Origin of the sequence: Streptococcus parasanguinis, from assembly GCF_001074805.1 — a bacterium.
GTDB classification, from domain to species: Bacteria; Bacillota; Bacilli; order Lactobacillales; family Streptococcaceae; genus Streptococcus; species Streptococcus parasanguinis_A.
On sequence record NZ_JUPI01000110.1, the window covers coordinates 1 to 26,650 of the forward strand.

General features: G+C 44.9%; 27 protein-coding genes. 1 reads left to right on the forward strand and 26 read right to left on the reverse strand.

Annotation, left to right across the window (positions count from 1 at the left end; all coding sequences use genetic code 11):
- Window positions 1-61: 61 nt before the first annotated feature.
- The 21 genes from ADI76_RS07325 to yghU form a co-directional block, all read right to left on the reverse strand.
- On the reverse strand, window positions 62-1,387 hold the full coding sequence (locus ADI76_RS07325; protein WP_049515441.1) for a sensor histidine kinase: 1,326 nt from the start codon (window positions 1,385-1,387) through the stop codon (window positions 62-64).
- Complete coding sequence (locus ADI76_RS07330) at window positions 1,384-2,037, reverse strand: response regulator transcription factor (RefSeq protein ID WP_037602238.1); 654 nt, start codon at window positions 2,035-2,037, stop codon at window positions 1,384-1,386. The genes ADI76_RS07325 and ADI76_RS07330 overlap by 4 nt, the downstream gene beginning before the upstream one ends.
- Before the next feature lie 70 nt (window positions 2,038-2,107).
- Window positions 2,108-3,484, reverse strand: a complete 1,377-nt coding sequence (locus ADI76_RS07335) for an ABC transporter permease (RefSeq protein WP_049515444.1) — start codon at window positions 3,482-3,484, stop codon at window positions 2,108-2,110.
- Window positions 3,485-3,496: 12 nt separating this feature from the next.
- Window positions 3,497-4,138 carry an ABC transporter ATP-binding protein gene (locus ADI76_RS07340; RefSeq protein ID WP_049515447.1) on the reverse strand — a complete coding sequence of 214 codons (642 nt, stop codon included), beginning with the start codon at window positions 4,136-4,138 and terminating at the stop codon, window positions 3,497-3,499.
- A 6-nt stretch (window positions 4,139-4,144) separates the two neighbouring features.
- The gene (locus tag ADI76_RS07345) at window positions 4,145-5,407 is read right to left on the reverse strand and encodes an ABC transporter permease (protein ID WP_049515449.1); all 1,263 of its coding nucleotides are present in this window, start codon (window positions 5,405-5,407) and stop codon (window positions 4,145-4,147) included.
- Between the two features lie 206 nt (window positions 5,408-5,613).
- Complete coding sequence (locus ADI76_RS07350) at window positions 5,614-5,811, reverse strand: DUF3272 family protein (protein ID WP_049515451.1); 198 nt, start codon at window positions 5,809-5,811, stop codon at window positions 5,614-5,616.
- Window positions 5,812-5,849: 38 nt separating this feature from the next.
- Window positions 5,850-7,526: a DNA polymerase III subunit gamma/tau gene (dnaX, locus tag ADI76_RS07355; RefSeq protein ID WP_049515454.1), complete on the reverse strand. Its 1,677-nt coding sequence runs from the start codon at window positions 7,524-7,526 to the stop codon at window positions 5,850-5,852.
- Entirely contained in the window at window positions 7,526-8,023 is a 498-nt protein-coding gene (locus tag ADI76_RS07360) for a GAF domain-containing protein (RefSeq protein ID WP_049515482.1), read from the reverse strand. Before ADI76_RS07360 ends, dnaX begins: the two co-directional genes overlap by 1 nt.
- A gap of 381 nt (window positions 8,024-8,404) precedes the next feature.
- Window positions 8,405-9,085, reverse strand: coding sequence for a YoaK family protein (locus ADI76_RS07365; protein WP_049515456.1), 681 nt, complete (start codon window positions 9,083-9,085; stop codon window positions 8,405-8,407).
- 195 nt (window positions 9,086-9,280) lie between these two features.
- A complete protein-coding gene (gene udk / locus ADI76_RS07370; RefSeq protein WP_003007856.1) occupies window positions 9,281-9,919 on the reverse strand; it encodes a uridine kinase in 639 nt (212 codons plus the stop codon).
- A gap of 141 nt (window positions 9,920-10,060) precedes the next feature.
- Entirely contained in the window at window positions 10,061-11,161 is a 1,101-nt protein-coding gene (locus ADI76_RS07375; protein ID WP_049515458.1) for a hypothetical protein, read from the reverse strand.
- A gap of 112 nt (window positions 11,162-11,273) precedes the next feature.
- Window positions 11,274-12,353, reverse strand: a complete 1,080-nt coding sequence (locus ADI76_RS07380; RefSeq protein WP_049515461.1) for a hypothetical protein — start codon at window positions 12,351-12,353, stop codon at window positions 11,274-11,276.
- A gap of 124 nt (window positions 12,354-12,477) precedes the next feature.
- Entirely contained in the window at window positions 12,478-13,524 is a 1,047-nt protein-coding gene (rfbB, locus tag ADI76_RS07385; RefSeq protein ID WP_049515463.1) for a dTDP-glucose 4,6-dehydratase, read from the reverse strand.
- A gap of 205 nt (window positions 13,525-13,729) precedes the next feature.
- On the reverse strand, window positions 13,730-14,323 hold the full coding sequence (locus tag ADI76_RS07390) for a dTDP-4-dehydrorhamnose 3,5-epimerase family protein (RefSeq protein WP_003007862.1): 594 nt from the start codon (window positions 14,321-14,323) through the stop codon (window positions 13,730-13,732).
- Window positions 14,323-15,192 carry a glucose-1-phosphate thymidylyltransferase RfbA gene (gene rfbA, locus ADI76_RS07395; protein WP_049515466.1) on the reverse strand — a complete coding sequence of 290 codons (870 nt, stop codon included), beginning with the start codon at window positions 15,190-15,192 and terminating at the stop codon, window positions 14,323-14,325. Before rfbA ends, ADI76_RS07390 begins: the two co-directional genes overlap by 1 nt.
- Window positions 15,193-15,336: 144 nt before the next feature.
- Window positions 15,337-15,768, reverse strand: coding sequence for a hypothetical protein (locus ADI76_RS07400; protein WP_049515484.1), 432 nt, complete (start codon window positions 15,766-15,768; stop codon window positions 15,337-15,339).
- 116 nt (window positions 15,769-15,884) lie between these two features.
- Window positions 15,885-16,166 carry a ZIP family metal transporter gene (locus ADI76_RS07405; RefSeq protein ID WP_049515486.1) on the reverse strand — a complete coding sequence of 94 codons (282 nt, stop codon included), beginning with the start codon at window positions 16,164-16,166 and terminating at the stop codon, window positions 15,885-15,887.
- Between the two features lie 224 nt (window positions 16,167-16,390).
- Window positions 16,391-17,506: an NAD(P)/FAD-dependent oxidoreductase gene (locus ADI76_RS07410; protein ID WP_049515468.1), complete on the reverse strand. Its 1,116-nt coding sequence runs from the start codon at window positions 17,504-17,506 to the stop codon at window positions 16,391-16,393.
- A 9-nt stretch (window positions 17,507-17,515) separates the two neighbouring features.
- Window positions 17,516-18,313, reverse strand: coding sequence for a Nif3-like dinuclear metal center hexameric protein (locus tag ADI76_RS07415; RefSeq protein WP_049515470.1), 798 nt, complete (start codon window positions 18,311-18,313; stop codon window positions 17,516-17,518).
- The gene (locus ADI76_RS07420; protein ID WP_049515472.1) at window positions 18,300-18,989 is read right to left on the reverse strand and encodes a tRNA (adenine(22)-N(1))-methyltransferase; all 690 of its coding nucleotides are present in this window, start codon (window positions 18,987-18,989) and stop codon (window positions 18,300-18,302) included. The genes ADI76_RS07415 and ADI76_RS07420 overlap by 14 nt, the downstream gene beginning before the upstream one ends.
- A gap of 270 nt (window positions 18,990-19,259) precedes the next feature.
- Window positions 19,260-20,048: a glutathione-dependent disulfide-bond oxidoreductase gene (gene yghU, locus ADI76_RS07425; protein WP_049515473.1), complete on the reverse strand. Its 789-nt coding sequence runs from the start codon at window positions 20,046-20,048 to the stop codon at window positions 19,260-19,262.
- 135 nt (window positions 20,049-20,183) lie between these two features.
- On the opposite strand from yghU, the gene add reads away from it, so the two are divergent.
- Complete coding sequence (gene add / locus ADI76_RS07430) at window positions 20,184-21,203, forward strand: adenosine deaminase (RefSeq protein ID WP_049515474.1); 1,020 nt, start codon at window positions 20,184-20,186, stop codon at window positions 21,201-21,203.
- A gap of 38 nt (window positions 21,204-21,241) precedes the next feature.
- On the opposite strand, the gene ADI76_RS07435 is transcribed toward add, so the two are convergent.
- From ADI76_RS07435 to recJ, 5 genes are all read right to left on the reverse strand, one after another.
- Window positions 21,242-21,925, reverse strand: coding sequence for a DnaD domain-containing protein (locus tag ADI76_RS07435; RefSeq protein ID WP_003007874.1), 684 nt, complete (start codon window positions 21,923-21,925; stop codon window positions 21,242-21,244).
- A 9-nt stretch (window positions 21,926-21,934) separates the two neighbouring features.
- A complete protein-coding gene (metA, locus tag ADI76_RS07440) occupies window positions 21,935-22,879 on the reverse strand; it encodes a homoserine O-acetyltransferase MetA (RefSeq protein WP_003007876.1) in 945 nt (314 codons plus the stop codon).
- A 101-nt stretch (window positions 22,880-22,980) separates the two neighbouring features.
- Complete coding sequence (locus ADI76_RS07445; protein WP_045759627.1) at window positions 22,981-23,493, reverse strand: adenine phosphoribosyltransferase; 513 nt, start codon at window positions 23,491-23,493, stop codon at window positions 22,981-22,983.
- Window positions 23,494-23,652: 159 nt separating this feature from the next.
- Window positions 23,653-24,246, reverse strand: a complete 594-nt coding sequence (locus ADI76_RS07450) for a TipC family immunity protein (protein ID WP_024055037.1) — start codon at window positions 24,244-24,246, stop codon at window positions 23,653-23,655.
- The gene (gene recJ / locus ADI76_RS07455; protein WP_049515476.1) at window positions 24,243-26,468 is read right to left on the reverse strand and encodes a single-stranded-DNA-specific exonuclease RecJ; all 2,226 of its coding nucleotides are present in this window, start codon (window positions 26,466-26,468) and stop codon (window positions 24,243-24,245) included. Before recJ ends, ADI76_RS07450 begins: the two co-directional genes overlap by 4 nt.
- Window positions 26,469-26,650: the final 182 nt, after the last annotated feature.

Genomic DNA, 26,650 nt, shown 5'->3' on the forward strand with positions numbered 1-26,650 from the left:
AGGTGGGACGACGAAATCGAATTCTAACGAATGACCGATTTCTGTCCCACTCTCTATTTTTTTATTCTTGAGGATCTTTGGGCAGTTCCATACGGAAGCGTAAGCCCATAGCCGTTTTATCAAATTGATAGGCCAGTTCTTCATGATCTAGCAAGTGTTGGACTACGAAGAGTCCCAAGCCACCTTCCTTCTTCTGGCGGCTAGCAGTCATTGGCATCTCAGCGGTCTCTACCATTTCTTGACTGGTATTTTCAACCGCCAAGTGCGTCCCTTCTTCTTCGAGACGGAGCTGGATCTCTCCACCGGCATCCGAATGCTTGACGGCATTACTAATGACATTTGAGAGGACCAATTTCAGAATGGCTGGGTCCATATAGACTGGTTTGGCTGGGATTTGATTGTCAATCGTAAGCGCGCGGGAGTGAGCCAAAACCTTGTACTGGTCGAGGATCTGCTCTAAGACTTGATCCAGCTGGATCCACTCCTTGTCTCCGGCCAATTCTTGGACAGAGGACAGGGATAGAATTTCCAGGACGATCTGGTTCATCTCATCGACGATATCGAGAGAGACCGACAGATAGCGGTCCCGATCCTTATAGCGGCCTATCTTATCCCGCATATTTTCTAGGATAATCTTCAAGCTGGCCAGAGGCGTCTTGAGCTCATGCGAAGCCCCACGTAGGAATTCCACCTTCATCTGCTCCAACTTCAGATTTTCCTGTTTCTGTTGCTCTAGATTGTCGATCACCTCTAAAAGATGATGATAGAGGTCGTTGATCTGTTGCTTGAGAACGCCGATCTCATCCTGCGAATGAATGGGGAGACTAGCTGTCCGATCCAAGCGCTTCATCCGCTTGGTCATCTGCTTGATCTCCAGGATCGGAGCAGAAATCATGCGGGCATAGAGATAGGAGGCAATTAGCGACAGAACAAAGGAAGCAAGGAGACTATAGGGAAGAAAGCCCAGACTGATGTCCCGCGCTTCCTTTTGCGAATCGACGGTCGCTAAGAATTGCAGGGTTAAGTCTTTCCCCTCTTTGGTCTGAATCTTTCGCTCTTCAATGACCAGGGAATTGTTCTGGCTATCAGGGTTCAGGAGCAGGTCATCCTTTACCTCTAGGGCATTTTGTTTTTGCTTTCCTTTGATAGACACCTTGATATCATTGGTATTGGAATAAAGGTCGATGACCGACTCAATGGTCCCTTCTTCCTGACCCTGGAAACTCTTAGCCAGGGCTTGCGATTTCTTCAAAATCGTCTGGCGCTGGGACTCGATATAGGTCGATGGAAAAATAAAGTAAACCGAAGCATGGAGAAGGATGACTAAGCTACTAAAAAGGGCAAAGGTGATCAGAAAGATTTTTGCAAAGATACTCCGTTTGGTCATGGTCTCTCCAATTTATAGCCGACATTGCGTACCGTAACGATACAGTCCAGCTCTAGTTTTTTTCGTAGTTCCTTGATATAGACATCGATCACCCGGTCAAAAGGAATCTCCTCCGTCTCCTTCCAGACGGCATCGAGGATCTGAGAGCGGGTCCGGGCCTTGCCCTCATGCTGGAGCAAGTATTCCAAGATTTCCAACTCCTTAGCATTCATGGAAATGGCTTGGCCTGCTAGGCTAGCTGTGTAGCTCTCAAAATCCACCTGTGCCTCTCCATAGGTGAAGACCCGTGAAGGTTGAAGCTTTTTAAAAATAGCTTCGATACGGACCTTCAAGAGGGACAAGGAGAAGGGTTTTTCCAGGTAGCCATCTGCCAACTCTCCAAAGGCTGTCAACTTATAGTCCTCGTCATGGAAGGCCGTCAGCATGAGGACAGGGACTGAGCTGGTCTTCCGAATAGTCTTGAGGACTTCCAAGCCATTGAGGATGGGAAGCTGGATATCCAGCAAGACTAGATCCGGCGCTTCTCTGTGAAAGAGGTCCAGGGCTTCCTGCCCATCGCCTGCTTCAAAGACTTCATAGCCACATTCCATGAGATAGTCGCTCATCCCTTCTCGAATCAGGACTTCATCTTCTACGATTAGTATCTTCATACACTTTCCTTTTTATCTAAGAAACTTCTACCTCCTATTATACCCTATTTCTATTTTAGGAAACAATCTCTTATTCGACATCCACCAAAAGTTCCTTTGGTTTCTTATGCAAGAGCCATTGTGAAGAAAGGATGGATACTAGAATCAAGAGGACCCCACCGACCAAAACAATTACCAGCAATTGGCTCGGTTGGATGTCCATATGGATATCTGTCAGGGTCTTACTGAAGCTTTCCGCCTCAGCTCCTCCACCAAGGTTGGCTGCAGAGGATTCTTGAGCCATTTGTTTGGCAATGCCACTGGTGACGTTTTTGAGCACCGTATCTCCCACTGCTTTGGCAAGAAGACCTGCGACTCCATAAGAGAGGAGGAAGGCTGGAATGGAAATCATCACCAATTCTGCCACAAATTGCCCTGCAATCTGTACCTTAGAAAGGCCTAAAGCCAGCAAGATACCCACTTCTCTGCGACGGGCATTGAGCCACAAGACAAGGAGAAGGGTGAGAAGCAAGCTAGCAAAGATGAGACTGCCGATAAACAAGTAGTCCGCCACTTGGAACATGCTGCTGATGGATTTTTGCAAGGCTGGGTAGTTGGAAGAGCTCTTAACCAAGTCAAAGTAATTCCATGGGATATCCAAGGCTTTGATTTTTTCGATCAAGGCATCCAGGTCTTGATCCCCTTTGGCAAAGAAGGTCGCATCTTCATAGGTAGCTGTTTGGACGGTATTGCCATAGAGTTTGGCAGCTGTATCCAAGTCAGAGATCAGCGTATCTTCATACAATTCTTGGGCGTAAGTTAGAGGAGCTTGGTTTTTTCCTGAGAACAAGCCTTTAATGGTCACTTCTACTGTTTCATTAGCCCCTTTTTCATTGTCGGCATCATAGAGATTGGACTTGAGGCGCACCTTATCGCCTACCTTGAGACCATTCTTTTTCGCCAAATCTTCGTGCATGAGGATTTGGTTTTTGTCTTTATCCGTCAGGTGCTCCCCTTGGACCAGCTTGTAGGCACCAGAGACAAACTTATCTTCTTTTGAAGAGTCATTGACCCCTGTCACCATCAAGGTATTCTTGAAGTGCTTAGCCCGCTCTGGAGATTGATTTTGCAGGGTTTCTTCGGTCTCAATGATCTCGTGGTCTAGGATATCTGCGATGGCATTGATCCGCTTGATGGAGGAAGTGATCCCCTCTACCTGGCTGATTTTTTCGATATCTTCTCCTCTGAGATTCCCAGCTCCCCTAGGGGTTCCTGGATTGGTCCTGCGATTGATCTGCATGGAGAAGCTATTGGTGATGGATCCCAGGCTTTCCGATGAAGCTTTTTGGGTTGCACCCTTCATGGAGAGTCCGATCAAGCTCAAGGTCCCCATGAGGAGAATGATGGCAAAGAGCAAGAGAGACTTGGGCCATTTACGTGTGATATAAGCAAAAGCATTTCGCAACATAGCATTCCCTCCTTACTTGCTCTTCTCAATGAGGCTACGGCGACTCAATTCCAAGACCACATCGGAGGCCTCTGCCACTTCCTTGCTGTGGGTGACGACGATGACACATTTTTGGCGCTCCTTGGCCAATTTCTTCAAAATGGCAATGATGTCACCGGCTGTCTGTTCGTCTAAGTTTCCTGTCGGCTCATCTGCCAAGATGACAGGAGCTTCTGAAACGAGCGCACGCGCAATGGCCACCCGTTGCTGTTGCCCTCCAGACAATTGAAGAACATTGCGTTTGATTTGCGTTTCATCCAATCCCAATTCCAAGAGAATGTCTTTCCCAGCTTGTTTGTTGACCAGGCGGACATTTTCAAGTGGCGTCAAATAATCAATCAAATTGTAATTCTGAAAGACCAGGGAGACATGGTGCTTGCGGTGGTAGCTAGACCCTTTGGTCTGGATGTCCTCCCCATCAAAGAGAACCTGCCCCTTCTTGGGATTGTCTAGACCAGCCAAGAGAGAGAGGAGGGTCGATTTCCCTGCTCCAGACTGACCGATAATGCTGTAAAATGTCCCATTTTTGAACTGATAGTTCACGTCTGAGAAGATCTCTTCTTGGTAGCTTTGGTAGCTATAGGATACATGTTTGAGTTCTAACATAGGTGTCATTTCTCCTTAACTCATTTTTGTTAATATTTCTTTTGGACTCTTGCGCCAGATCATGCTGGTAGTTACACCGAGCGACAGAAGGATCAAGCACAAGAGGCTAGCATAGGCGATTCCTAAGGAAAGGCCTTGAGGGATTTGGTTGAGCAAGTCTAGGGTCTGCTGTTGACCGGTCTGTCCGACAAACTGCTCTAAGAAACGATGGCTGACCATCCGCCCGATGAGAAAGGCTGGGATCACCGCTAGTAAGGATACCAGCACCACTTCCAAGAGGAACTGTCTAAAGATCCGGCCCTTGCTCTTCCCAATAGATAAGAGCACCCCGATTTCATGGATCCGCTCCCGTGTCCAAAGACTGAGTAAGAGCGATAGGGCACCGGCTCCCGTCACTAGGAGGACGATCATCATGATCCGCACCAGGCCTTCTAGGGTCTGAGAGGATTCCTTCATCTGGTCAAAGGCCTTGCGATCTTCGACCACGCGTAGCGATTGCCAATCCAGATCCAAGCTTTTGACTTGCTTCAAGAGGGCATCGATTTTCTCAGGATCTTTGACGCCAAAGGTGACCTGGGTCACTTCTTGCTGACTGAGACCAAGAAGCTTGGTCGCATCCTCATAAGGGAGGTAGACTTGATTCTCACTCAGATCAGAGGTCATTCCTGTGAATTTTTCCTGTTTCTTACCCGAAAAGATCCCAACGATTTTAAAGGTTTGCTCTTTGGCAGGAGTCTCTCCCATCTGAAAGCTGGATAAGGTCAAGGAATCTCCGACCTTTAGCTTATTCTTCTTAGCCAACTCTTCGTGGATCAAGATCTGGCCGCGAGCCTTGTCGGATAAGTGCTTGCCTTGCACCAGTTGAAAACTGCCACTGCGGAAATCCAGGTGCTGGTTTGTCTTCTGGGTAAAGACAGCGCCTAGCGCTTGCTTGGCTTCCTGCCCCAGATCATCCCGTTCTACCGACTGCTGTCCCGTCACCGCTTCTTTACTTATGATACGAACGGGACTTTCATATTGAGGAACCATAGATCCAACTCCAGCTAGCTGATGCACCTTTTCAGCTTCCTTCAGAGCAAAGGGAGTATCCCCCTGCTTACTGGTCAGGGCAAAGCTGGTCCCAGCCGACTGCTTGATATGGTCCTCCAGTCTTCCTCCCACTTGCATCAGTGAAAAACAGAAATACAAGCAAGAGAGGATCAAGAGGAGAATCAGAAAGAGGACCAGATTCCTCGTTCTTTTTCGAGAAATATAGGCGATTGCCTGTTGTAAGAGCATGATCTTACCCTCCATTTCAAGGTCCACAGCGATGCATTGTGGACGCTTTCATCATTTGTTGCTTTCATTATAGAGGAGAAATGTGAAATGTTTATGAAATAGAAAAAGTTTCCTAGAAAAATCTAGGAAAGCTGAGCAGTCGTTCAGAGTCACTTCATCTATCGCCATAGAAAAAAACCTTTGAAAAAGATTTCTTTTCAAAGGTTTTATTTTCTTTTCTTCTTCATTTCTTTTTCAATGGCATTAGCAATTTTCTCCACCATATAGGCTGTTTGGAGATTGCGCAAGATCAAGAGGGCCCAAAAGAATGCAAAGAGCATCTGACCCGCCATGCTCGCTTCATTGAAAAAATAAGTCTCCATAGCAGTAAAGACTGCTAGCACTGCAAATTGTTTTGTATTCATAAAATTATTCTACCATGAATCAGTAAAAAATTCATGTATTAATCGTCTTGAAGGGTGATTTTATCGGATAGGAAGGTAAATTCCTCAGGAATGACGCTTTCCTCTTCTTCCACCACTTCGGATTTTTGTCCACGCGTCTTAGCTGAAAACTCTGCCCGGATTTGAGTCCACTCCTCTAGAGAAACCGCTAGAATCTCTGGAGAGAAGCCTGCAGCATTGCTGAGGATATTTCCAAACATGGTATTGAGGTTGTCCCGCTTCATGGTCTGTTCGGCATTAAAGGCAGACTCAAAAGCTAAAATCGCATGATTCTCATTGGCAGCAACCGGTTGAGATCCGATCAAGAGAGCCTTATCTGCACCTGCCAAGCTTTCGATAATTTCCCCCCATGCATTCTGGAGACGGATCAAGTTTGTTCGAGCCAGTTCTGGGTTTTCGACTGCCTCTTGTAAAATCGCGTTGACCTTGTTGCGATCTGCTCGGTAGCCTTTACTAGATTTGGTTGGACGAGCTACTGGAGGTTTTGAGGCAGGAAGGCTAGCACCGGCCTGGACCAATTGTTGCTTGAGTTGAGCAACTTCTTTCTTCAAGTCTTCCAGCTGAGCTAGCACATTGGAAGGAAGTTCAACAGCTACTGAGTTAGAAACTTGGCCCGTACTTTCAGCCAATTTAATGGTCATCATTTCAGTGTAGATGCGCGGTTGCAGGCTGTTTTTGATATCTGCTAGACTAGTCGTCGCCTGATCAATCAGGGCAAAGAGACGAGCTTGATCAGCTGCAAGGTTGGCCGCGAATAAATCACTAGCATGGGTATTTTCTCCACCTGTCTGAACAATCAAGAGATCTCTCAGGTATTGAAGTAAGTCCGCGACAAAACGAGCCATATTCTTGCCATTATCAAAGATAATCGCAAGTTGGTCCAGCGCAGCCGTCGCATCATGGTCCAGGATGGCAGCCACGTACTGATCAAGAGCGGCTAGACTGATGGAGCCTGTGATCTCTTCGGCAATCGCGGTCGTCAACTCACTACCCGCAGTCAGACTTAGGGCTTGGTCTAAAATGGACAAAGCATCCCGCATCCCACCTTCAGCGCGCCGGGCGATGATCTGGACAGCATCTGCTTCATAGGCAATGCCTTCTGTAGCTAAGATACTTTCCAAATGGTGAACGATATCTGGCAGTTTGATGGATTTGAATTCAAAGCGTTGGACCCGTGACAAAATAGTTGCAGGAATTTTGTGCAATTCTGTCGTTGCGAGGATAAAAACTACATTTTCCGTCGGCTCTTCCAGCGTCTTCAACAAGGCATTAAAGGCCCCTGTCGAGAGCATGTGGACCTCATCGATAATATAGACCTTGTGCTTGGCTAGACTTGGAGCATAGGTCGACTTGTCGCGAATATCGCGAATTTCATCGACCCCATTGTTAGAGGCAGCGTCGATCTCAATAACATCTTCTAGACTCCCATTGGTAATGGATTCACAGATATAGCAGTCGTTACACGGCTCCCCATTGACTTGATTGGGACAGTTCATGGCCTTAGCAAAGATCTTGGCCACACTGGTTTTCCCAGTACCACGAGGTCCAGAAAAGAGATAGGCATGGCTGATCTTGTCCTGCTCGACGGCCTGCCTCAATGTCCGTGCCACCACTTGCTGGCCGACCAATTGACCAAAGGTCTGGCTACGGTATTTCCGATATAAAGCTTGATACATTAGTTCTTAACTCCAAACATCTTAAAGTCCCAGTTTGTCTTTTCGATCAAGAGAGCGACAAACTCTTCCAAATACTCTTGATCCAGCTGATCGTAGTCAGAGACGCATTCTGAGTCCAGGTCTAAAACCCCCAGGAGCTGGCCGTCCTTGACCATAGGCACCACAATTTCACTCATAGCCCGGCTATCACAGGAAATATAGTTGGCATGTTGACGGACATCATCGACAATCATGGTTTCTTGCTTCTGGGCCGCTTCTCCACAGACACCCTTTCCAAGTGCGATGTGGACACAAGAGACTCCACCCTGAAAGGGTCCCAAGATCAATTCTGACTGGTCATACAAATAAAAACCCGCAAAGACAGAACGAGGCAGGGCTTGATTTAAGAGAGCACTGGCGTTAGACAAATTGGCCAAGGCATTGCTTTCTCCTGTTAAGAGAGCGTCTAACTGTGCCAGTAAAAGTTGGTATTGTGATTCTTTTTCCGAATGTTTCATACCTTTCATTATACCAAATCTTTGCCCAAAAATTAAGCTTCAAACAGCGAAAGAAAAGAGAGTGGGACAGAAATCAGTCATTCGTTAGAATTCGATTTCGTCGTCCCACCTCCGCACAGTTGAGTAGGGCTGTAAAAACTGATGAAATCAGCGTAGTAGAGCCCACTCCACCACTGCGTCTTGCTCGACAATCCAAAAATAATTGAGAGGCTAGGATTTTTGTCCCAGCCTCTGGAATATAGATAAGTTCTCTTAAAAACTTTCCTTAGGTGAGGACGGACGTCAGAAAGTTTCAATATATTCTGGATTTATTTTAAAAATGAAATTTCAGTTTTATTTCTTTGCAAAATCATTTAACTTATTTTTTTAAAATCATTTTATCTATTCATGTCGTCGATTGAAGTGAAAGACTTCAAAATATTGAATGGCCCGGTAGATTAAAAAGATGGTCAAGATGATGGCCACCAGCCAAATCGTCTTTAGTCCATAAAACTGGATCAAGTAGGTCGAAAAGATGGCCCCACAGACGAAACTCCCGATCAGGCAGGTCATAAAGATGGCTTCCCAGAGGAATTTCATCTCCCTGTCTCTAACAAAATTTCCATAAGCTACCATGGTTTTCTTTAGATTTCCGGTCATAAAAGAGTGGTTGTAGGCATAGCTACCTACTTCTCCAAATGAGGTCGCTACGATTCCTAAACTCAGGCCAAAAAAAGGCACGATGAAGACATTTTTTACCGATGCTGGCAAAAATCCCGTCACCAAAGTTGTGAGGATATAGGGCACTAGGGTACTCAAGCGCCAGACTGAATTATCAATCAAGCGACGCAAGACCGTCATTAAAAAGATCCCCAGCATAAAGGCCAGCATCGTGGCTAACTTCACTTCTACATCTGAGATCTGCTGGCCGATCAAACCAACCGAAAGAAATACCACATTTCCTGTCTGGCCTGCCGCCAAGGTCCCACCCCGACAAATAAAGGTATAAGCATCTGAAAAACCAGCACACATGGTCAATAAACAAGCGAACGCCTTGGTCCGCGAATGAAACTCCCTTTTCATTTCCATTCTCCTTAGGAAAAAGAGGGAGTGGTACCAAATGTTTAAATAAACATTTCCCATACCACCCCCACAAAGTTGATTGAGAACTCTTCTGAGTCTTTTAGCGAATGAAGAGTCTCATCAACTACTGAGACATTCCGTCACTCCTCATATCCGTAGACACTTGGTGACCAGTTGGCCTTCTTCTCTCTTTTTTTATTTTCCCTCACGCGCTTCGTTGAGGATTTTTTCAATCTTGGTTGTGATCAAATCAATCGCAACGGTGTTGGTCACTCCTTCAGGAATGATCACGTCCGCATAGCGCTTGGTTGGCTCAATGAACTGATGGTACATGGGTTTCACCACTCCAAGGTACTGCTCAATGACGCTATCGAGACTCCGTCCACGCTCCTCCATATCGCGCTTGATCCGGCGAATGATCCGGACATCATCATCCGTATCAACGAAAATCTTGATATCCATCAAGTCTCGAAGGCGCTTGTCTTCAAGGACCAAAATCCCTTCCACGATGAAAACATCTTGTGGTTCCTGACGATAGGTCTTGCTACTGCGCGTATGCTCTGCATAGTCATAGGTTGGAATATCCACCGGACGACCTGCCAAGAGTTCATTGATCTGCGCAATCATCAAGTCCGTATCAAAGGCAAAAGGATGGTCATAGTTGGTCTTGATCCGCTCCTCAAAGGTTAAATGACTCTGGTCCTTGTAATAAGAATCATGCTCAATCATAGCAATCTTTTCATTCGGAAAATTAGCCAAAATGGCACGAGACACACTGGTCTTTCCACCACCAGAACCACCAGTAACACCAATAATAATAGGTCTATTTTGCATTTTCTACTCCATTACCTCTAATCGCTTGAAAAGGTCCTAACCTCTCCACTACATCTTATCCATTTTACCATATTTTTGCCTAGACTTGAATCATTTTTTCCGATGAAATTTAGAGTAGAAAAGGACCTTGCGGTCCTTTCATTATTTCACTTTTTCTAATTTTGCGGCAAATTCATTCCCACCACGTAAGACGAGTATATTCTTTCCACCGTTGACAGGTACGAAACAATAATTTGAATTAGCTTGTATATAGACTTCCTTAGCGCTCTTCACTTGATAGCCTTCTGATTTCACCGCTTCTTGAATTACTTCAAATGTATGTTCGATCTCTTCTTTAGAAGTCGTGTCTCCATCATACTTTTCTGAATCAGCTAGAGAATAGAATGCGTAAGCCTTGCTATCGAAATACTTATCACTAATAATTCCGTGATCTGAAATCTGAACAGTTGTATTATCTCCTTCTGTCACATTCTTCCATTTTCCAACCATGGCCTTTGGTGTTTCAACCTTGTGATAGACCAAATTATCTTCAAAGTTTCCTTTGTATGACTTATAAGTTTTCAAGTCAAATAAATCATTTCTTAAAATAATATTGCTTCCGTCTTTTTGGAGCAAGTTATAGCGTGTGTTCCCCCCAGACTTAATAACAACTATTTCCGTCGTCTTCAGGTTAAATTTCTTATCAACATCCGCAAGTGAATGCAAGTCAGTTGCATTCAACAAAGAAAGTGCTGTATTAAATTCTTTTTTCGCTTCATTGCCCTTGAGAACCTTTTTGATGGTCTCATCGCCATTGACTCTTTGTTTCTTTCCGCTTAGTTCATAAGTGACCGGACTTGAATCCGTATCTCGCAACCAAACGCCATCTACACTTGGTCCACCTGAAAAGAAAAAGAACCAAGCAAAAGCAATCACTGCGACAAGTCCTCCAACCGCGCCCCCAATCTGTGTTTGTTTATTGAATTTTTTCGGTCTTGGCACAGGTTGCAAGGTTTTCGCAGATGGTTGCGGTTGCACAAAAGCCGTAGACTCTTGTGAAAGAGGTGCGCTAGGTGCAACAGGTACTTCTTGAGCAGGAGCCTGCGCTTCAGTTACTGGAGCTGGTGCCTCAGTTGTTGGAGTCGGCGCTTCTTTTCGCTCTACGACAAACTCCCCTTTTTCACGCGCTTCTTGAAATTCTTGCATACTTGGCTTACGACCATTGATCGCTTCAAAGTATTCAACCCAATCTTTTTGATTCATCATATCCCCCTTATTGATTCATCATAAAAACTAATCATATTATACCACAAATCAATGGTATATTTTGTGATTTTCAGAAAATAAAAGAAAAGGACCTTCCGGTCCTTCTGATTTAGTTCACTTTTTCCAATTTTTCAAATAAATGATAGTCTTCTGTGAAAACAAGAACTGTCTTTCCTCCATTTACAGGGATATAATAAAAATCAGATCCTAGTTGCTTGTACACGTCTTTCATGCTATTTAACTGATAATCTTGAGAATCCACCACATCTTGAAGATCTTCATATACCTCTTTCACTTTGTCAGCTGTCTTTTCCTGATCAAACTTAGTTGAAGGCATCTTTTGGAGCTCTTCTAGGGTATAAAAAGCCGTACCTTCGCTGCTATCAAATTCACTATAAGTAAGAATTCCACAATCATTTAATTCAAGGTAATTGGTTTCATCGTCATAAGAACGCTCAATTTTCCATTTCCCAACTAACACTTTAGGAATTTCTGTCTTGTGAAAAATAGCATTTTTCTTAAAGCTCTCTGAATGATCACTATAGGTCACCAAATCCATCAAGTCATTAGCTAAAATTACATTGGTCCCATTGCTTTGGAGTAGATTATAAACAAGCCCATGCTCGTCTTTAATGATGACAATTTCCCTCGTGTGGAGGTCAAATTTTCTATCAACATCAGCTAAGGTCTTCAGCTTGGAGTAGTTTAACTGGTTTAAAGCTTTCTGAAACTCTTGACTCGCTTCCTTCCCCTTATAAACTTTTTCAATCTTATACTTACCATTCGATCGTGGCTCTTCTTGATTTAATTCATAAACTACTGCTGTTGAATCTGCAGGTCCAACCCAAATTCCTTCCAAACTTGGAGTCGGTTGGAAGAAAAAGAAGTAAGCCAGTACAATAACGGCTAGGATTCCTACTCCTGATAGAACCCATTTTGTTTGCTTATTCCATTTCACACGAAAGTGTTTGAAAGCTGGAGTCTCAGACCTTGACTCAACTTGTGACGCCATTTGAACCTTCTCACTCTTCTCTGGTGAGGCAACTGCTGATGGAACTTGTGCTTCATTAACGGTCTCTTTTCGTTCCACTACAAACTCGCCATTCGCTCGTGCATTTTGAAACTCTTGCAGACTCGGCTTCCGGTTATGGAGTGCTTCAAAATAGTCAACCCAATCTTTTTGATTCATCTATTCCTCCTAATTGATAAATGTTTTCAAACTGATCCTATTATACCATACATGGAAGATCCCTCACTCATTTTCAGAAAATAAAAGAAAAAGCCCAAGCAATTTTCTACTTGGACTTTCTTCCTTATTTCAAAACTTTTTGTGTTTTTGCGTAATTAGCTTCGACAGCTTCTTTTTCAGCCTTCCACCAGTCTTGGTGGTCTGTATACCATTTGATGGTGTCTTCCAAACCTGCTTCGAAGTTGGTGAATTGTGGTTCCCAACCCAATTCTTCACGCAATTTTGTTGAATCGATGGCGTAACGCAAATCGTGACCAGCACGGTCTGTAACACGGTCATATGCGTCTTTTGGTTGACCCATTTTTTCAAGGATCAGTTCAAGCACTTCCTTGTTGTTCTTTTCACCGTCAGCACCGATCAAGTAAGTTTCACCGATACGGCCCTTGGTAAGGATGGCCCAAACACCAGTTGAGTGGTCGTTGGTGTGGATCCAGTCACGAACGTTCTTCCCTTCACCATATAGTTTTGGTTTGATACCAGACAAGATATTGGTGATTTGACGTGGGATGAACTTCTCGATGTGTTGGTATGGACCATAGTTGTTTGAACAGTTTGAAATGGTTGCCTTAACACCGAAGGAACGAACCCAAGCCTTCACAATCAAGTCTGAAGCAGCCTTGGTTGATGAATAAGGGGATGATGGGTTGTATTTGGTTTCAGCAGTGAATTTTTCACCAGGACCTTCCCCATGTCCAGGAAGATCTTCACGCAAGGGAAGGTCTCCATACACTTCGTCTGTTGACACGTGGTGGAAACGAATATCATACTTGCGAGCCGCTTCCAAGAGTGTGTAGGTACCGATGAAGTTGGTGTGGATAAATGGTGATGGGTCATTCAATGAATTGTCATTGTGACTTTCAGCCGCGTAGTGAACAATAGCATCAGCCTTAGCAGCCAATTTATCAACCAATTCAGCGTCAGCAATATCACCCACAACCAATTCAACACGATCCCCAAGGATTTCTTCAATGTTGGCACGGTTACCAGCGTAAGTGAGTTTGTCAAGGACAGTCACATGTACATCTGGATGATTGTTGTAGACATAGTGTACGAAGTTTGAACCGATGAAACCAGCGCCACCGGTTACGATGATGTTTTTGTATTCAGTCATTTTTTCTCCAAAAAATTGTTTTTCCTTTGCATTGTTCCTTTAGCTAGTGAGGGACGCCAGCAACCCTTCGGTTTCATGGCTAAATCCGGAGCCGTAGTCTCCGGATTTCCCTACAAGATTCCCTCAGGGAATCTTGTTTTCACTAGGGCAGGAACAATCTTATAACGCTCCTTGCAGTCGCGATACTGCTATGCAGGGTTCATTTTTACAAATCTTCTGCTTTTAGGGGTTTAACGTCTTTGAGTAATGGGTGGTTCTTGTCTGCTTCTGAAACTTCTGCTTCTTCCAAGTTTTCCCATTGGATGTCTAGACTTGGGTCTGCGTAATTAACAAATGCATATTTTGGCTTTAGCTCCAATGCCCAGTAATCATTGACTAAGTAAGTATAAGCCACTTTATCCGTCAAAACTTGGAATCCATTGGCAACGCCACGTGGTACGAAGATCCCTTTAGAGGCGTCAATCACAGTTTGGTAGGTGTTCCCAAAGGTCTCACCTTCACGAAGGTCTACCCAAGTTCCAAGAACCTTTCCTTCATCTGCTACAGAGATGTACTTGTCCCAAGGTTCTGCATGCAAGCCACGCAAGACATTCTTCCGAGAGAATGAAATGTTATTTTGCAACTTGCCTTCCGCAAAGAAGCTTTCTGGAAAACCAAGAGGAAGCATCTTCTCTTTTTGGAAGTTTTCCTTGAACCAACCACGGTTGTCCCCACGAACTGGAATATCAAACTCCATCAAACCTGGGATCGCTTCAATCTTGCGGGCTGCTAATTCTTTCTCGAAAAATTGTTCTGTCATTAAGCTTCTCCAATCAAACGGAGCAAATATTGTCCGTACTCGTTTTTCTTCAGAGGTTGAGCCAATTCATAGACTTGCTCTTTAGTAATATAGCCCATACGATAGGCGATTTCCTCAAGGTTAGCTACTTGGACATTCTGAAGACGTTGAACAGTCTCGATATATTGAGAAGCCTGCAAGAGACTTTCATGAGTTCCTGTATCCAACCAAGCAAAGCCACGGCCCATGAGCTCAACAGAGAGATCTCCACGCTCCAAATATGCCTTGTTGACATCGGTGATTTCAAGCTCTCCACGAGGACTTGGTTTGATGTTTTTGGCAATCTCTACCACATCATTGTCATAGAAGTAAAGACCCGTCACCGCAAAGTTTGATTTCGGATGTTCTGGTTTTTCTTCGATTGAGACGGCATTCATGTCCGCATCAAACTCTACCACACCAAAACGTTCTGGATCTTTGACTTGGTAACCAAAGACAGTCGCGCCTTTTTCTTTTGCTTCCGCCCGTTGCAACATCTTGGTTAAGCCATTTCCGTGGAAGATATTATCTCCAAGAACGAGGGCAACATGATCGTCACCAATAAATTCTTCTCCAATGATGAAAGCTTGCGCCAATCCATCTGGGCTTGGTTGCTCAGCATAAGAGAGGGAAATTCCTAGTTCAGAACCATCTCCAAGAAGCTCTTCAAAACGAGGAAGATCCTGCGGAGTTGAGATGATTAAGAATTCTTTGATCCCTGCCAACATAAGGGTTGACAGTGGATAGTAGATCATTGGTTTGTCATAAATGGGCATCAACTGTTTGGAAGCGGCACGGGTCAAAGGATACAAACGAGTACCTGAGCCACCAGCTAAAATAATACCTTTCATAATGTTAGGCCTTTCTACGTAGTCATTACCCTTATTTTATCATGTTTATATAAAAAAGTCACCTTGCATTTGTGTTACAAGGTGATGACAGGAAAAGAGCGTTGTGGAATTGTTAGCATTGGTCTTACTCATGATTCAAATAGATTACTGCTCCTTGACTGAGCCGTCTGAAAACCTTACCTTTACTCCCGATTTGGTCGTGCCTTTCCTAGAATCCATAAAGCTCTGAAATTCCTCATCTTCATTATTATAGACCCCTATCTTAATTTTATTCGCATCTATATCATAAGCTAGTACATGTTCCTTGGAACTCCCATCAGAAAATGTGAATTTTATATCTGTTCCCCATGCATCTGAAGGAATAGAGCTATAGGATGGGTTCTTAATTTCAATCTCCTCAATTCCTTCGTAAGAATTCTTCAAGGTCTTTACAAGGCTGACTTCATACTCTCTATTGCGTTGCTTTTCCTCCAATTGTTTGTTTATATGAAATAAAGAAAGCCCAACTATCATAAGGAGAGCCATAGCGATGACCATCATCCTTTTGCTTTTCTTTTTAAACTTGATGTTTACCATAAGTCGATACTCCTTACTAATGACGGTCCCTTTGAGCTGTATCTGACTATCTTTTTTCTCAAAGACAATAACAGCAATCAAAAAGAGAGTTCACTATTGATCTCCTTTTCTGTTCCTTATCCCAAAGCGACGTCTAGGATCATCATAATGACAAAGCCAACCATGAGGCCGAGGGTCGCAACGTCTGTGTTGCCATTGGTCTGGGAATCTGGGATCAACTCTTCGACCACTACAAAGATCATAGCGCCTGCCGCAAAGCCCATCATAATATCCAGTAATTTTCGACTAATATGCTTGAAGAAAAAGACGATGGCGGACCCGACAATGGTACAGCCCCATGTAAACAATCCTGTGAGAAAGGCCTGTAAGACCACGGATTGTGATTGAAACCAATTCATAACAACTCCCAGTTTCTTGTTCATTCACTTGTTCCATCTTACTATTTTTATCCGAATGAAGGAAGGTCTTTCGAAAAAAAGAGAGTGGGACAGAAATCCTAGCCTCTCAATTATCTTTGGATTGTCGAGCAAGACGCAGTGGTTGAGTGGGCTCAACTACGCTGATTTCATCAGCTTTTACAGCCCTACTCAACTGTGCGGAGGTTGGACGACGAAATCGAATTCTAACGAATGACCGATTTCTGTCCCACTCTCTTCTTCACATATTGTTCAACTGGATAATCTGATGGATCTAGGCGCACCTTTCCTCCTGCCACTAGTTGGGCCAGGTGCCACCCAATAAGGGGACCAGTTGTGAGGCCAGACGAACCCAGTCCACTAGCGACATAGAGACCTGCTTGATCGGGAAGAGCTCCCCAAAATGGTGAAAAGTCACTGGTGTAGGCCCGTGTACCCACGCGCTCCCCGACAACTGTCGCTTGATCTAGTTCCGGATAGTAAGCCAAGGCTTCTGTTTCCATCTGATTGAGTAAAGCCAGGTCCACTGTCAGGTCAAAGCCCAACTCATTCTCATGAGTAGCTCCCATACTGATCTTGCCTTGCTGGAAGGGAATGATATCCAGCTCTCCTTCTGGCATAACCACAGGATAATCATCCGTATCTAAGTCTAGATGATAATCCCGCAACTGTCCTTTTTGTGGACGGACATCCACTTGGTAGCCAAGTGGCTCAAGGATTTGCCCCAACCAGGCTCCTGTCGCTAGGATAACTTGGTCATAGCTCTCTCCTGCTAACTGATAGCCATGATCCGAGGCGGAGAGGGCAACCTCTTCCTTGATCACTCTTGCCCCACTGGCTTTGAGAAGAGTTTCCGTCAGAAGGGCTCCTTCTACATGGGCCCCACCTGAGGCATAAAGGAGCTGTTCAAAGCCTTGCAGACCTGGGAATTGTTGGGCCACTTCTTCTTTGGTCAAAACCGCCAATTCCCCGATTAAGGGAGATTCTTCCCGTCGACTCAGCGCCAACTGATAGAGTTCATCTAATTTCTCTTCCTTCTTCTTAAGGAGATAGACCCCAGTCTGCTGGTAAAAGTCTGTTTCGATTCCGTCCTTGGCTAGGTCCTCTACTAATTCTTGGTAGAAATCTGCTCCAAGACGAGCCAGGCGATACCAGGCCTTGTTTCGCCGCTTAGAAAACCAAGGGCTGATAATGCCTGCCGCTGCCTTGGTCGCTTGGCCGACTCCATAGTCATAGACGGTCACATCCACTTGTGCTTCTTTGGATAAATAATAGGCTGCAGTGGATCCAACGATCCCTGCACCGATAATGGCAACTTTCATGATAACCCCTTAGATATGGTAAAAAGGATTGGTGCTGGCTTGACTGCCCAGCACTTCGATCTCCCACGCTTCTTCAGACTTCCACTGATTGAGTTTTTCGACTAGTTTTGACACAAAGAGAACTTCGATATGGTGACCTGGATCCAAGGCCAAGATCCCATCGCTCAGCATGTCCTGAGCCGTGTGGTAGTAGATATCTCCTGTGATGTAGACCTCAGCCCCCTTAGCGAGAGCATCCTTGTAAAAGGACTGGCCACTTCCGCCACAGATAGCGACGCGCTCAATGACCCGTTCTAAATCCGCCTGGTCGTAACCAACCAAGCGCAAAGCATCTAAGCCAAAGGTTTCTTTGACCTTGCTAGCCAACTGTCCAAAAGTTTGGGCAGCTACCCGACCGATGCGGCCGATTCCGAGCCCTTCTCCTGTCATGCTGAGGGGCTCTGTATTTTCAATTTCTAAAAGTTGGCAGAACCAATCATTGAGCCCATCTGGGACGATATCAATATTGGTATGGCTGACATAAACCGCGATATCGTGCTTGATCAAGTCAATGTAGATCTGATTCTGAGCCCGATCGGCTACCAAATCCTTAATAGGACGGAAAATGGGCGCATGCTTGACGATGATCAAGTCCACTCCATGGGCGATGGCTTCTGCCACCGTCTGCTCCCGGATATCCAAGGCTACCATGACCTTCTTGATGTCTTTTTGTAGCGTCCCGACCTGTAAGCCACAGACATCTCCCTCCATGGAAAGTTCCTGAGGACAGTAGGCTTCATAGCGTTTGATAAGTTCACTTGCTAGCATTTAGGACCTCCTTGATTTGGGCGATGCGCTCTTCTAACGATGCTCTGGCAGATTGATTCTCAACTGGGACCTGCTCCAAGGCAAAGGCCAATTTCTCCACTTCCTTGGACCACTTTTGGACAAAGGCTGGTGCTTGTTCCAGCATCAAATACGGACCAAAACGCAGTTCCTTAGCTGACAACTCTTGAGAACCATGCTCGACCACGAGGATCTCATAAAACTTCTCATTTTCTTCCAAGATAGCTTCATCAACAAGGCGAAAATCATGATCTACTAACCAAGCCCGCAGTTCATCCTCCCGATTATTGGGTTGCAAGACCAAGCGAGAGACACCGGCTAATTTCTCAAGACCTGCTGCTAGGATATCCGCAATCAAGCGCCCGCCCATTCCTGCGATGGTGATGCAAGAAATGTCATCGGACAGTTCGAAAGCAGCCAAGCCATTAGCTAGGCGGACCTCGATTTTGGCATCTAAGCCATTATCTGCCACATTTTGCAGGGCAGACTGGTAGGGTCCCTCAACTACCTCACCCGCAATAGCAGCCTCAATCTTGCCTTCCTGTAAAAGAGCGATTGGGAGATAAGCATGGTCACTCCCTACATCTAGAAGACGAGCTCCTTCTGGGACGAAACTGGCCACCAGATTCAAGCGATTTGATAATTTCGTAAATTCCATGTGCTTCTTTCTATACTTTTATTCCACCCTTTAGTATACCATGTTTGCAGCATTAAAAAAAGGCGCAACGGCGCCTTGTCTATTATGGAAAGGTATTATTTTAGACTTTCCTTAGGTGAGTCCGGACGTCAGCGAACTTCGAAGAAGTTCCATGACTAAGTTTTGAGTCTAATGTCTCAAAACTTCCGGGCACATGAAACTTATACGTTTCATGTGCTATACTCACGGCGGAAACTCTCGCAATCATCCTCAACAAGCCGATACTAGACTTTAGTCAATTTCCTTATATTCTACTTCCAAGCCACGTTGCACTGCTGGGCGATTAGCAATTTTTTCTGTCCAAGCTTGCAAATGCTTGTATTCCTTTACATTTAGGAAAATTCCTGCTCGGTCCCAGACCTTGTCTTGGACGAGACGGCCATACCAAGACCAGATGGCGATATCCGCAATGGTATAGTCCTCTCCTGCTATATAAGGTTTGGTCGCCAATTCTTTGTCCAGTAGGTCCAATTGGCGTTTGGCTTCCATAGCAAAGCGGTTGATAGCATACTCAACTTTTTCAGGAGCGTAGTGGAAGAAATGGCCAAAGCCCCCACCTAAAAATGGCGCAGCCCCTGTCTGCCAGAAGAGCCAATTAAGCACTTCTGTTCGTTTAGCAGGATCTGCTGGAATCAATTGTCCAAACTTCTCTGCTAAATACAAGAGAATATTGGCTGATTCAAAGACCCGAATGGCTTGGTCACCTGATTGATCCAACATAGCTGGAATTTTCGAGTTTGGATTGATGGCTACAAAGTCACTGCCGAATTGATCTCCATCACCAATCTTGATGCGATAAGCGTCATAGCCCGCATCCACTCCCAACTCTTTTAGTTCTTCCAGCATAATGGTCACCTTGATTCCATTAGGGGTTGGAAGGGTATAGAGTTGGAAAGGCTGATCGCCTTTTGGAAGGCTTTGTTCAAAGCGGGCACCTGCTGTTGGTTGGTTCAAACCTCCCCAGGCTCCTCCCATTTGACTCGGTGCTTCCCATACTTCTGGTAATTGATAGTCTGACATCTTTCTTCTCCTTTATTTCGCTACTCCTAGCATATCAAATCTAGGTGCTAGTTTCAAAAATCTGCTACGCTAGCTTTACTTGACTTTTCTGGTCAAAATGATAGTATAGAAAAAATACATTTTAAGGAGAAAACCATGTCCATGATCGATTTTCATAGTTTGGCAAAGACGGAACTCCACTGTCACTTAGACGGTTCCTTGTCTCTTCCGACTATTCGTCAATTGGCAGCCCTGGCCAATATTGACCTCCCTGCTAGCGATGAAGAGCTCAAACACCATGTCACTGCCCCTGCCCACTGTGAGAATCTCTTGGACTATTTGGAGGCCTTTGATTACATTCGCCCTCTCCTTCAAACCAGGGAAGCCCTGACCCTTGCTGCTTACGATGTCGCTAAGCAAGCGGCTCTGGAGAATGTCCTCTACATTGAGGTTCGTTTTGCTCCAGAATTGTCCATGGACCAAGGACTTACCGTCCCAGAAACCATCGATGCTGTCTGCGATGGTCTGCGCCAAGCCCAAGAAGAGTTTGGCATTATTGCAAAAGCCCTGGTCTGTGGCATGCGCCAGTCGGATCCAAAACTCACCTCTCGGATCCTTGCCGAAGCAAACCAAGTCAGGGATCAGGAATTTGTCGGGTTTGACTTTGCTGGGGATGAGCACAACTACTCTCCAGAAGATATTCGACCTTTAATCGAGCAAGTCAAGAGTTACCATCGTCCTATGACACTTCACGCAGGTGAGTGTCATTGCCCACACTTTGTTGCTCAATCGATTGCATTTGGCATCAAACGCAATGGCCACGTGACAGCTCTATCTCATGAACCAGCTTTACTCCAATCCTTTATTGACAATGGGGTCACGGGTGAACTTTCCTTGACCAGCAACTTACAGACAAAAGCAGCACCGACTATAGAGGATTTCCCTTATTTGAAAATGAAGGTAGCCGGAGCTCGGATCAGTATCAATACTGATAACCGGACTGTATCTGATACTGACCTCACCAAGGAATATGCCCTCTACCATCAGCATTTCCAAACCAAGGAGGCTGACTTTTACCAGCACAATGTCGATGACATCCAGGCTTCCTTTGCTAGTGACGAGGAAAAACAAGAACTCCTCACCAAACTAGAAAAAGCCTACGCGGACTATTTATAAACGAAAAAAACTAGCACTTTTATAAAGTGCTAGTTTTTTTAATCTTTCCACAAATCCATGGCCTTCAAGAAATCATCTGAAACGGTCACATTGCGTGGGTTGGCTTGCTCGCGTTCTTGTAGTTTCGCCTCTACTTGGGCCAGGCTGTTGATGCCTTCACTGCGCCAGTTGCGTAAAATAGCTTGGATATATTTCCAGTGAGGCTTGCCGTTAAAGACAGCTTCTCGTAAGGCTGCCTTGATCACATCTGGATCTGTCTGATCCTCGCGCACAGTCTTGGTCAAGTCTTCAATCTCAAAAGGCGTCAAGAGTCGTCCCAGTTCTTGTTGGAAGGTTTCCACCAAGTCCTTGATGACATTTCCCTTAGCAGGCGCGCTTTGTGCCTTCCCTTGTGATTGGGCTTCTAAAATCTCATCCAAGCGCTCCAGGGCAATGGTCGCATCAAAGATGGCTTCAATCTCACCATTGAGCTCAATGGTCCGGTATTGAAGGAGTCCCTTAGTAGTCAAATTGGACATAATCCGATTGACCTCTGTCACCGTTTTTCCCAGATGACTAGCAATCTGATTGGGAGTTAAGGCCTCTTGGCCAGTCGTATTTTGAAGGAAGAAAAACTGCCAAACCAAGTAATCATCTGCTTGGTCGAACAATTCATGATAATGAAAAAGCAAGGCACTCGGAAGAACCAAGTTGCCATACTTAAATGCTTGTGAATATGTCATAATTCCCCTTTATAGGTAACCATAAAATGAAATATCTTTTTCCAATTCTTCCAAGCGGTAAGGTGTTTCTTGATAAACCGCATAGTTGATCCAATTACTAAAGAAGGTCGTTGCAGCTAGATTCCAACGAATGCGAGGCTCTGTATTAGCGTCATCCCCATCAAAATAATTCTTGGGAACATCCGGATCCAAGCCTGCCTTGACATCTCGGTGGTATTCTTTTGCCAGTGTATCGCGATCATATTCCAGATGGCCAAAGCTATAGACCTCACGCATATCTGGACTAGCAATGATGGAAAGCCCAACTTCATTTCCCTGAGCGATCACTTGAAGATTGCTCTTTTCAAGGACTTCCTTCAAAGGAATATCTGTATAGCGAGAATGAGGGGCAAGGAAGCGATCGTCAAAGCCTCTCATGAGCAGACTATCGGGACGCACCACTGCTTGGTCATAGATACCCGATAGCTTGTCACAGAGCTCTACTTTTTGAATCCCGTAACGGTGGTACAGTCCAGCCTGGGCTCCCCAACAAAGGTGCAAGGTAGAAAAGACATGCCGCTTGGACCATTCAAAGACCTGGGTCAATTCTTCCCAGTAGTCCACTTCCTCAAAGTCCATCTTTTCGACAGGCGCCCCCGTCACAATCAAGCCGTCATAGTAATTATCCTTGATATCCTCAAACGTCTTGTAGAAGCTCTCCATATGCTCTGCCGCTGTATTCTTAGACTCATGGCTAGTCATATAGAGGAAATCTACATTGATCTGCAAGGGCGTATTGGCCAGGAGGCGTAGCAGTTGAGTCTCAGTTGCTTCCTTAGTCGGCATGAGATTCAAAATCAGAACATTTATAGGACGAATATCTTGGTGAGTTGCTCGAACATCATCCATGACAAAAATATTTTCTGAACGAAGAATATCTACTGCAGGTAATTTTTTATCTAGTGTAATTGGCATAAAAAGCTCCCATCGTGCAAGTTCTTAACTAACATTATATGATAGGAGCTTATAGTTTTCAATTATGGTTTTTCTGTATCCAGTTATAGTATTAGACTATATTAGTAATGCATCAAGACTTTGTAGTCGTAATCGCCGATCGCTTCGCGACCTTTCAATTCATCCAACTCGATCAAGAAGGCACACCCTGCAACGATCCCACCGAGTTTTTCGATCATTTCGATGGTTGCTTTAACGGTACCACCCGTAGCCAAGAGGTCATCAACGATGAGGACACGTTGACCTGGTTTGATAGCATCTGCGTGCATACAGAGGGTATCGACACCATATTCTTTTTCGTAGTCAGCAGAGATGACTTCACGTGGCAATTTACCAGGCTTCCGAACAGGCGCAAATCCAATTCCCAACTCAAAAGCGACCGGACATCCAACGATGAAACCACGCGCTTCAGGACCAACGATCATGTCGATTTTCTTATCCGTCGCATATTGAACGATTTCACGAATCGCATAACTATAAGCATTGCCATCTGCCATCAAAGGGCTGATATCACGGAAGGTAATTCCTTCTTGCGGATAGTTTTCAATGCTTGCAATGTAATCTTTTAAATTCATGGTTAACTTTCTTTCATAAAAAATTTTTTACATTCCATTATATCATGAATTCCACTAACTTGCATCATTTTTACCAAATCATTTTCCCAAGCTCCCGAGTCAAAAGTAAAAATCCCACATCCGAAAAATGATGTGGGATTGGAATTGGAGACATGCTTACTATTCATCTAATACTTTATTGTACTCGATTTTCATATCTCCCAAGTTTTTCAGGGAATAACGGGAACTTCCATTCTTAAACCAGGTGCCAAGAATGTATTGTTCGGCGACCTTCTTACTTTGTATTTTCAACCAAGCACGGTCTTTGCCGTAGGTGGCAAGCTGCTCAAGAAGTTGCTGGCCCTCGTAGGTAGTATCTTCTTTAGAAAGGTAGACCTCCTTCTGAAAAAACAGCTTTTTTGACGAGTCGTATTTAAATATAAATCCGAGTGTCACACCTTTTTCCAATTTAAAATCATACATATAGGTCCAGTTGGGAGTTCCTCTAAACATCATCACGGACAAGTCTTCGTTTCCATCAACAATTCCTTTTGAATAATGGTAGGTTTGAAATCCCTCATCTTCTTTCCAGATACCATCATTTCCTATCGTTTCTGTAAAGGGCTTAAACATCACATAGCGCATCATCCCACCATTTTCAGAGTAGTTAATTTCTTCCATGGGGTTCTTCAAGCTCAGGTAGATTCCCAACCAATAAAGAGCAAATAGCAGGAAGGGAGTGAGCCAGAGGAATTTTTTTAGGTATGTTTTCATGAGGCCTGACCTGTCAGGTAGTCGTAGATTTCACGAACTGTTCCAAGGGCCATCAACTCCTGCTCTTTCACCGTTTGTTTGAGGTTTTGGTAGATGCTGCTTTCTGCGATTTCGCGTTTTTCTGCTTCTTTATTGACCTTCATGATGCCATTTTCAATGGTCACAAAGCCCAGTTCTTGGAAGATCTGAATCATTTTGACCAAGAGGATCTGCTGAATCTTGAGATAAGCTGCTAGGTCTTTGAGTTTGTAGCGGACATCAAACTCTGGGTACTGGTAAATGGTCTTATAAAGCTTGGCATACTGGTCCCTGCTACCGTATCCTGTTAAATAGTAGGCTTTGGCGATTTCATTTTTGAAATAGACAGCCTGGAAATCATGCTCTTGGAAGATTTGCCGTAGTTGCTCTAAATCCTCAGGGATATTTCCAACTACAACAGCGGGTGCGCCTATCAGATCTGGTAGTTCTTTAGTAAAATCAAGAACGGGAACACCTGCGGGGAGACTGGCATTTTTAGAGCGGATATTAAAGAGTTGCACACCATCCACACGTGCATCAACCAGCATGAGCTGCAAGGTTGTTTGGCCATTCCATTGGTTGACCGACAACTGCACAGCTAGCTCTAGGTCTTGCGCCTGTGCAAACTCTGCCTCTAAGCTTCCCAAGCCAAAGGCAACCACCTCAAAGGTCGCATCTTCCTGAGAAATTTTGAGTTTCAAGTGAGTATTGCCAGCTCCCATTGAGCGCGCCCCTTCTACCTTGAAATTACGAACCAGAAAGACGGGCTTTTTATTGTCCATGCCAAAAGGACTCAAGCGCTCAAAGCTTTTCAGAGTCTCAAGCGTTAGTTCAGTTAAATGCAGTTCCTCATCGATGGCTAAGCTGGACTTGCTACTGAGATCAATCTCTTGCTCTGCAATGTAATCCGTAAGAGCCTGAGATAGGGCAGGAAGTTGGTCCACTTCGAGCGTCATCCCTGCTGCACCGGCATGTCCTCCAAAGGCGACAAAGAGCGTCCGGTGAGGATCGAGGGCCTCAAAAATATTGACCGACTCAGGACTTCGAGCGCTTCCTTTAGCCCGCCCATCTTCGATGCTTAAAACAACAACTGGCTGATGAAGCTCTTCCAATAGACGGCCGGCGACAATACCAAGGACCCCTGGATTCCAGCCTTCTTTTGCCAAGACCTGGGCGGACAAGCTTGGGTCGACCATGGTTTTGGCTTCATCGTAGATGCTTTGGACAATCTCTTTTCGTTCTTCATTCTTCTGATGAATCATGAGGGCAATCTCGTGCGCCTCTTCATCGTCAAATCCTGTCAGGAGTTCAATGGCCGGATTGGGATCATCGAGGCGGCCAAGGGCATTGAGACGAGGAGCAATCTGAAAACCAACCGTTTCTTCATTGACATCCTCCGGACGAATCCCTGCGATCTCCAAGAGCTCCTGCAAACCCATGCGCTGGGTATGTTGGAGAACACCCAGACCGTATTTGACCAGGATCCGATTCTCATCTGTCAGGCTGACCATGTCAGCAATGGTCCCAATGGCTACCAGGTCTAAGAGATCGACTGGTACTTCCTCTAGGAGGGCACAGGCCAACTTAAAAGCCACACCACATCCTGCTAGATAATGGAAGGGATAATCCGCATCTGGATGCTCCGGATGGATGATCGCATAAGCATCGGGCAAAACCTCTGGCATCGAGTGGTGGTCCGTCACGATGACATCCACCCCCATTGCCTGGGCCATGGCGATGGCTTGATTGCCTGCCACGCCATTGTCCACCGTGACAATCAAAGAAATGCCTTGCTGCTCGATAAAGTACTTGTAGACACTCTCATTGGGACCATAGCCGTCTGTGAAGCGGTTGGGGAGGTAGACTTGCACCTCTGCCCCCATCTGCTCCAAGGTTTCCTTCATAATAGAGGCCGAAGTCATCCCGTCCGCGTCATAGTCTCCGTAGATCAGGATCTGCTCATAATCTTCAATGGCCCGTCGGATGCGCTCCACTGCTTTCTCCATATCGTGGAGCAAATAAGGGTCGTGTAGCTTCTCCAGTTTGGGTTCTAAAAAGTCTTCTAAATCCTCTTTGGTCTGAATGCCACGCTCATACAGCAAGGTTGCTACGGACGCTTCCAGGCCTGCTTTTTTAGCAAGGGCTAAAAAGGCCTCATCTGCACTTGGCGAAGCTAACTGCCAATCGTATTTTGAAGTGATCATCTAGCTTTTGGTCTCCTCTTTTTCTTATCTGAATATTATAACATGAAAGGCTAAAATGGCGGGAAATAAACGATTTTTTTGGTATAAAATCATTATGACAAAACAGCATAATAAAATAGTACTTATTCTTTGACTTTATTACTATATATTAGTACAATGGACTTGTTTGGTAATACTAAAAA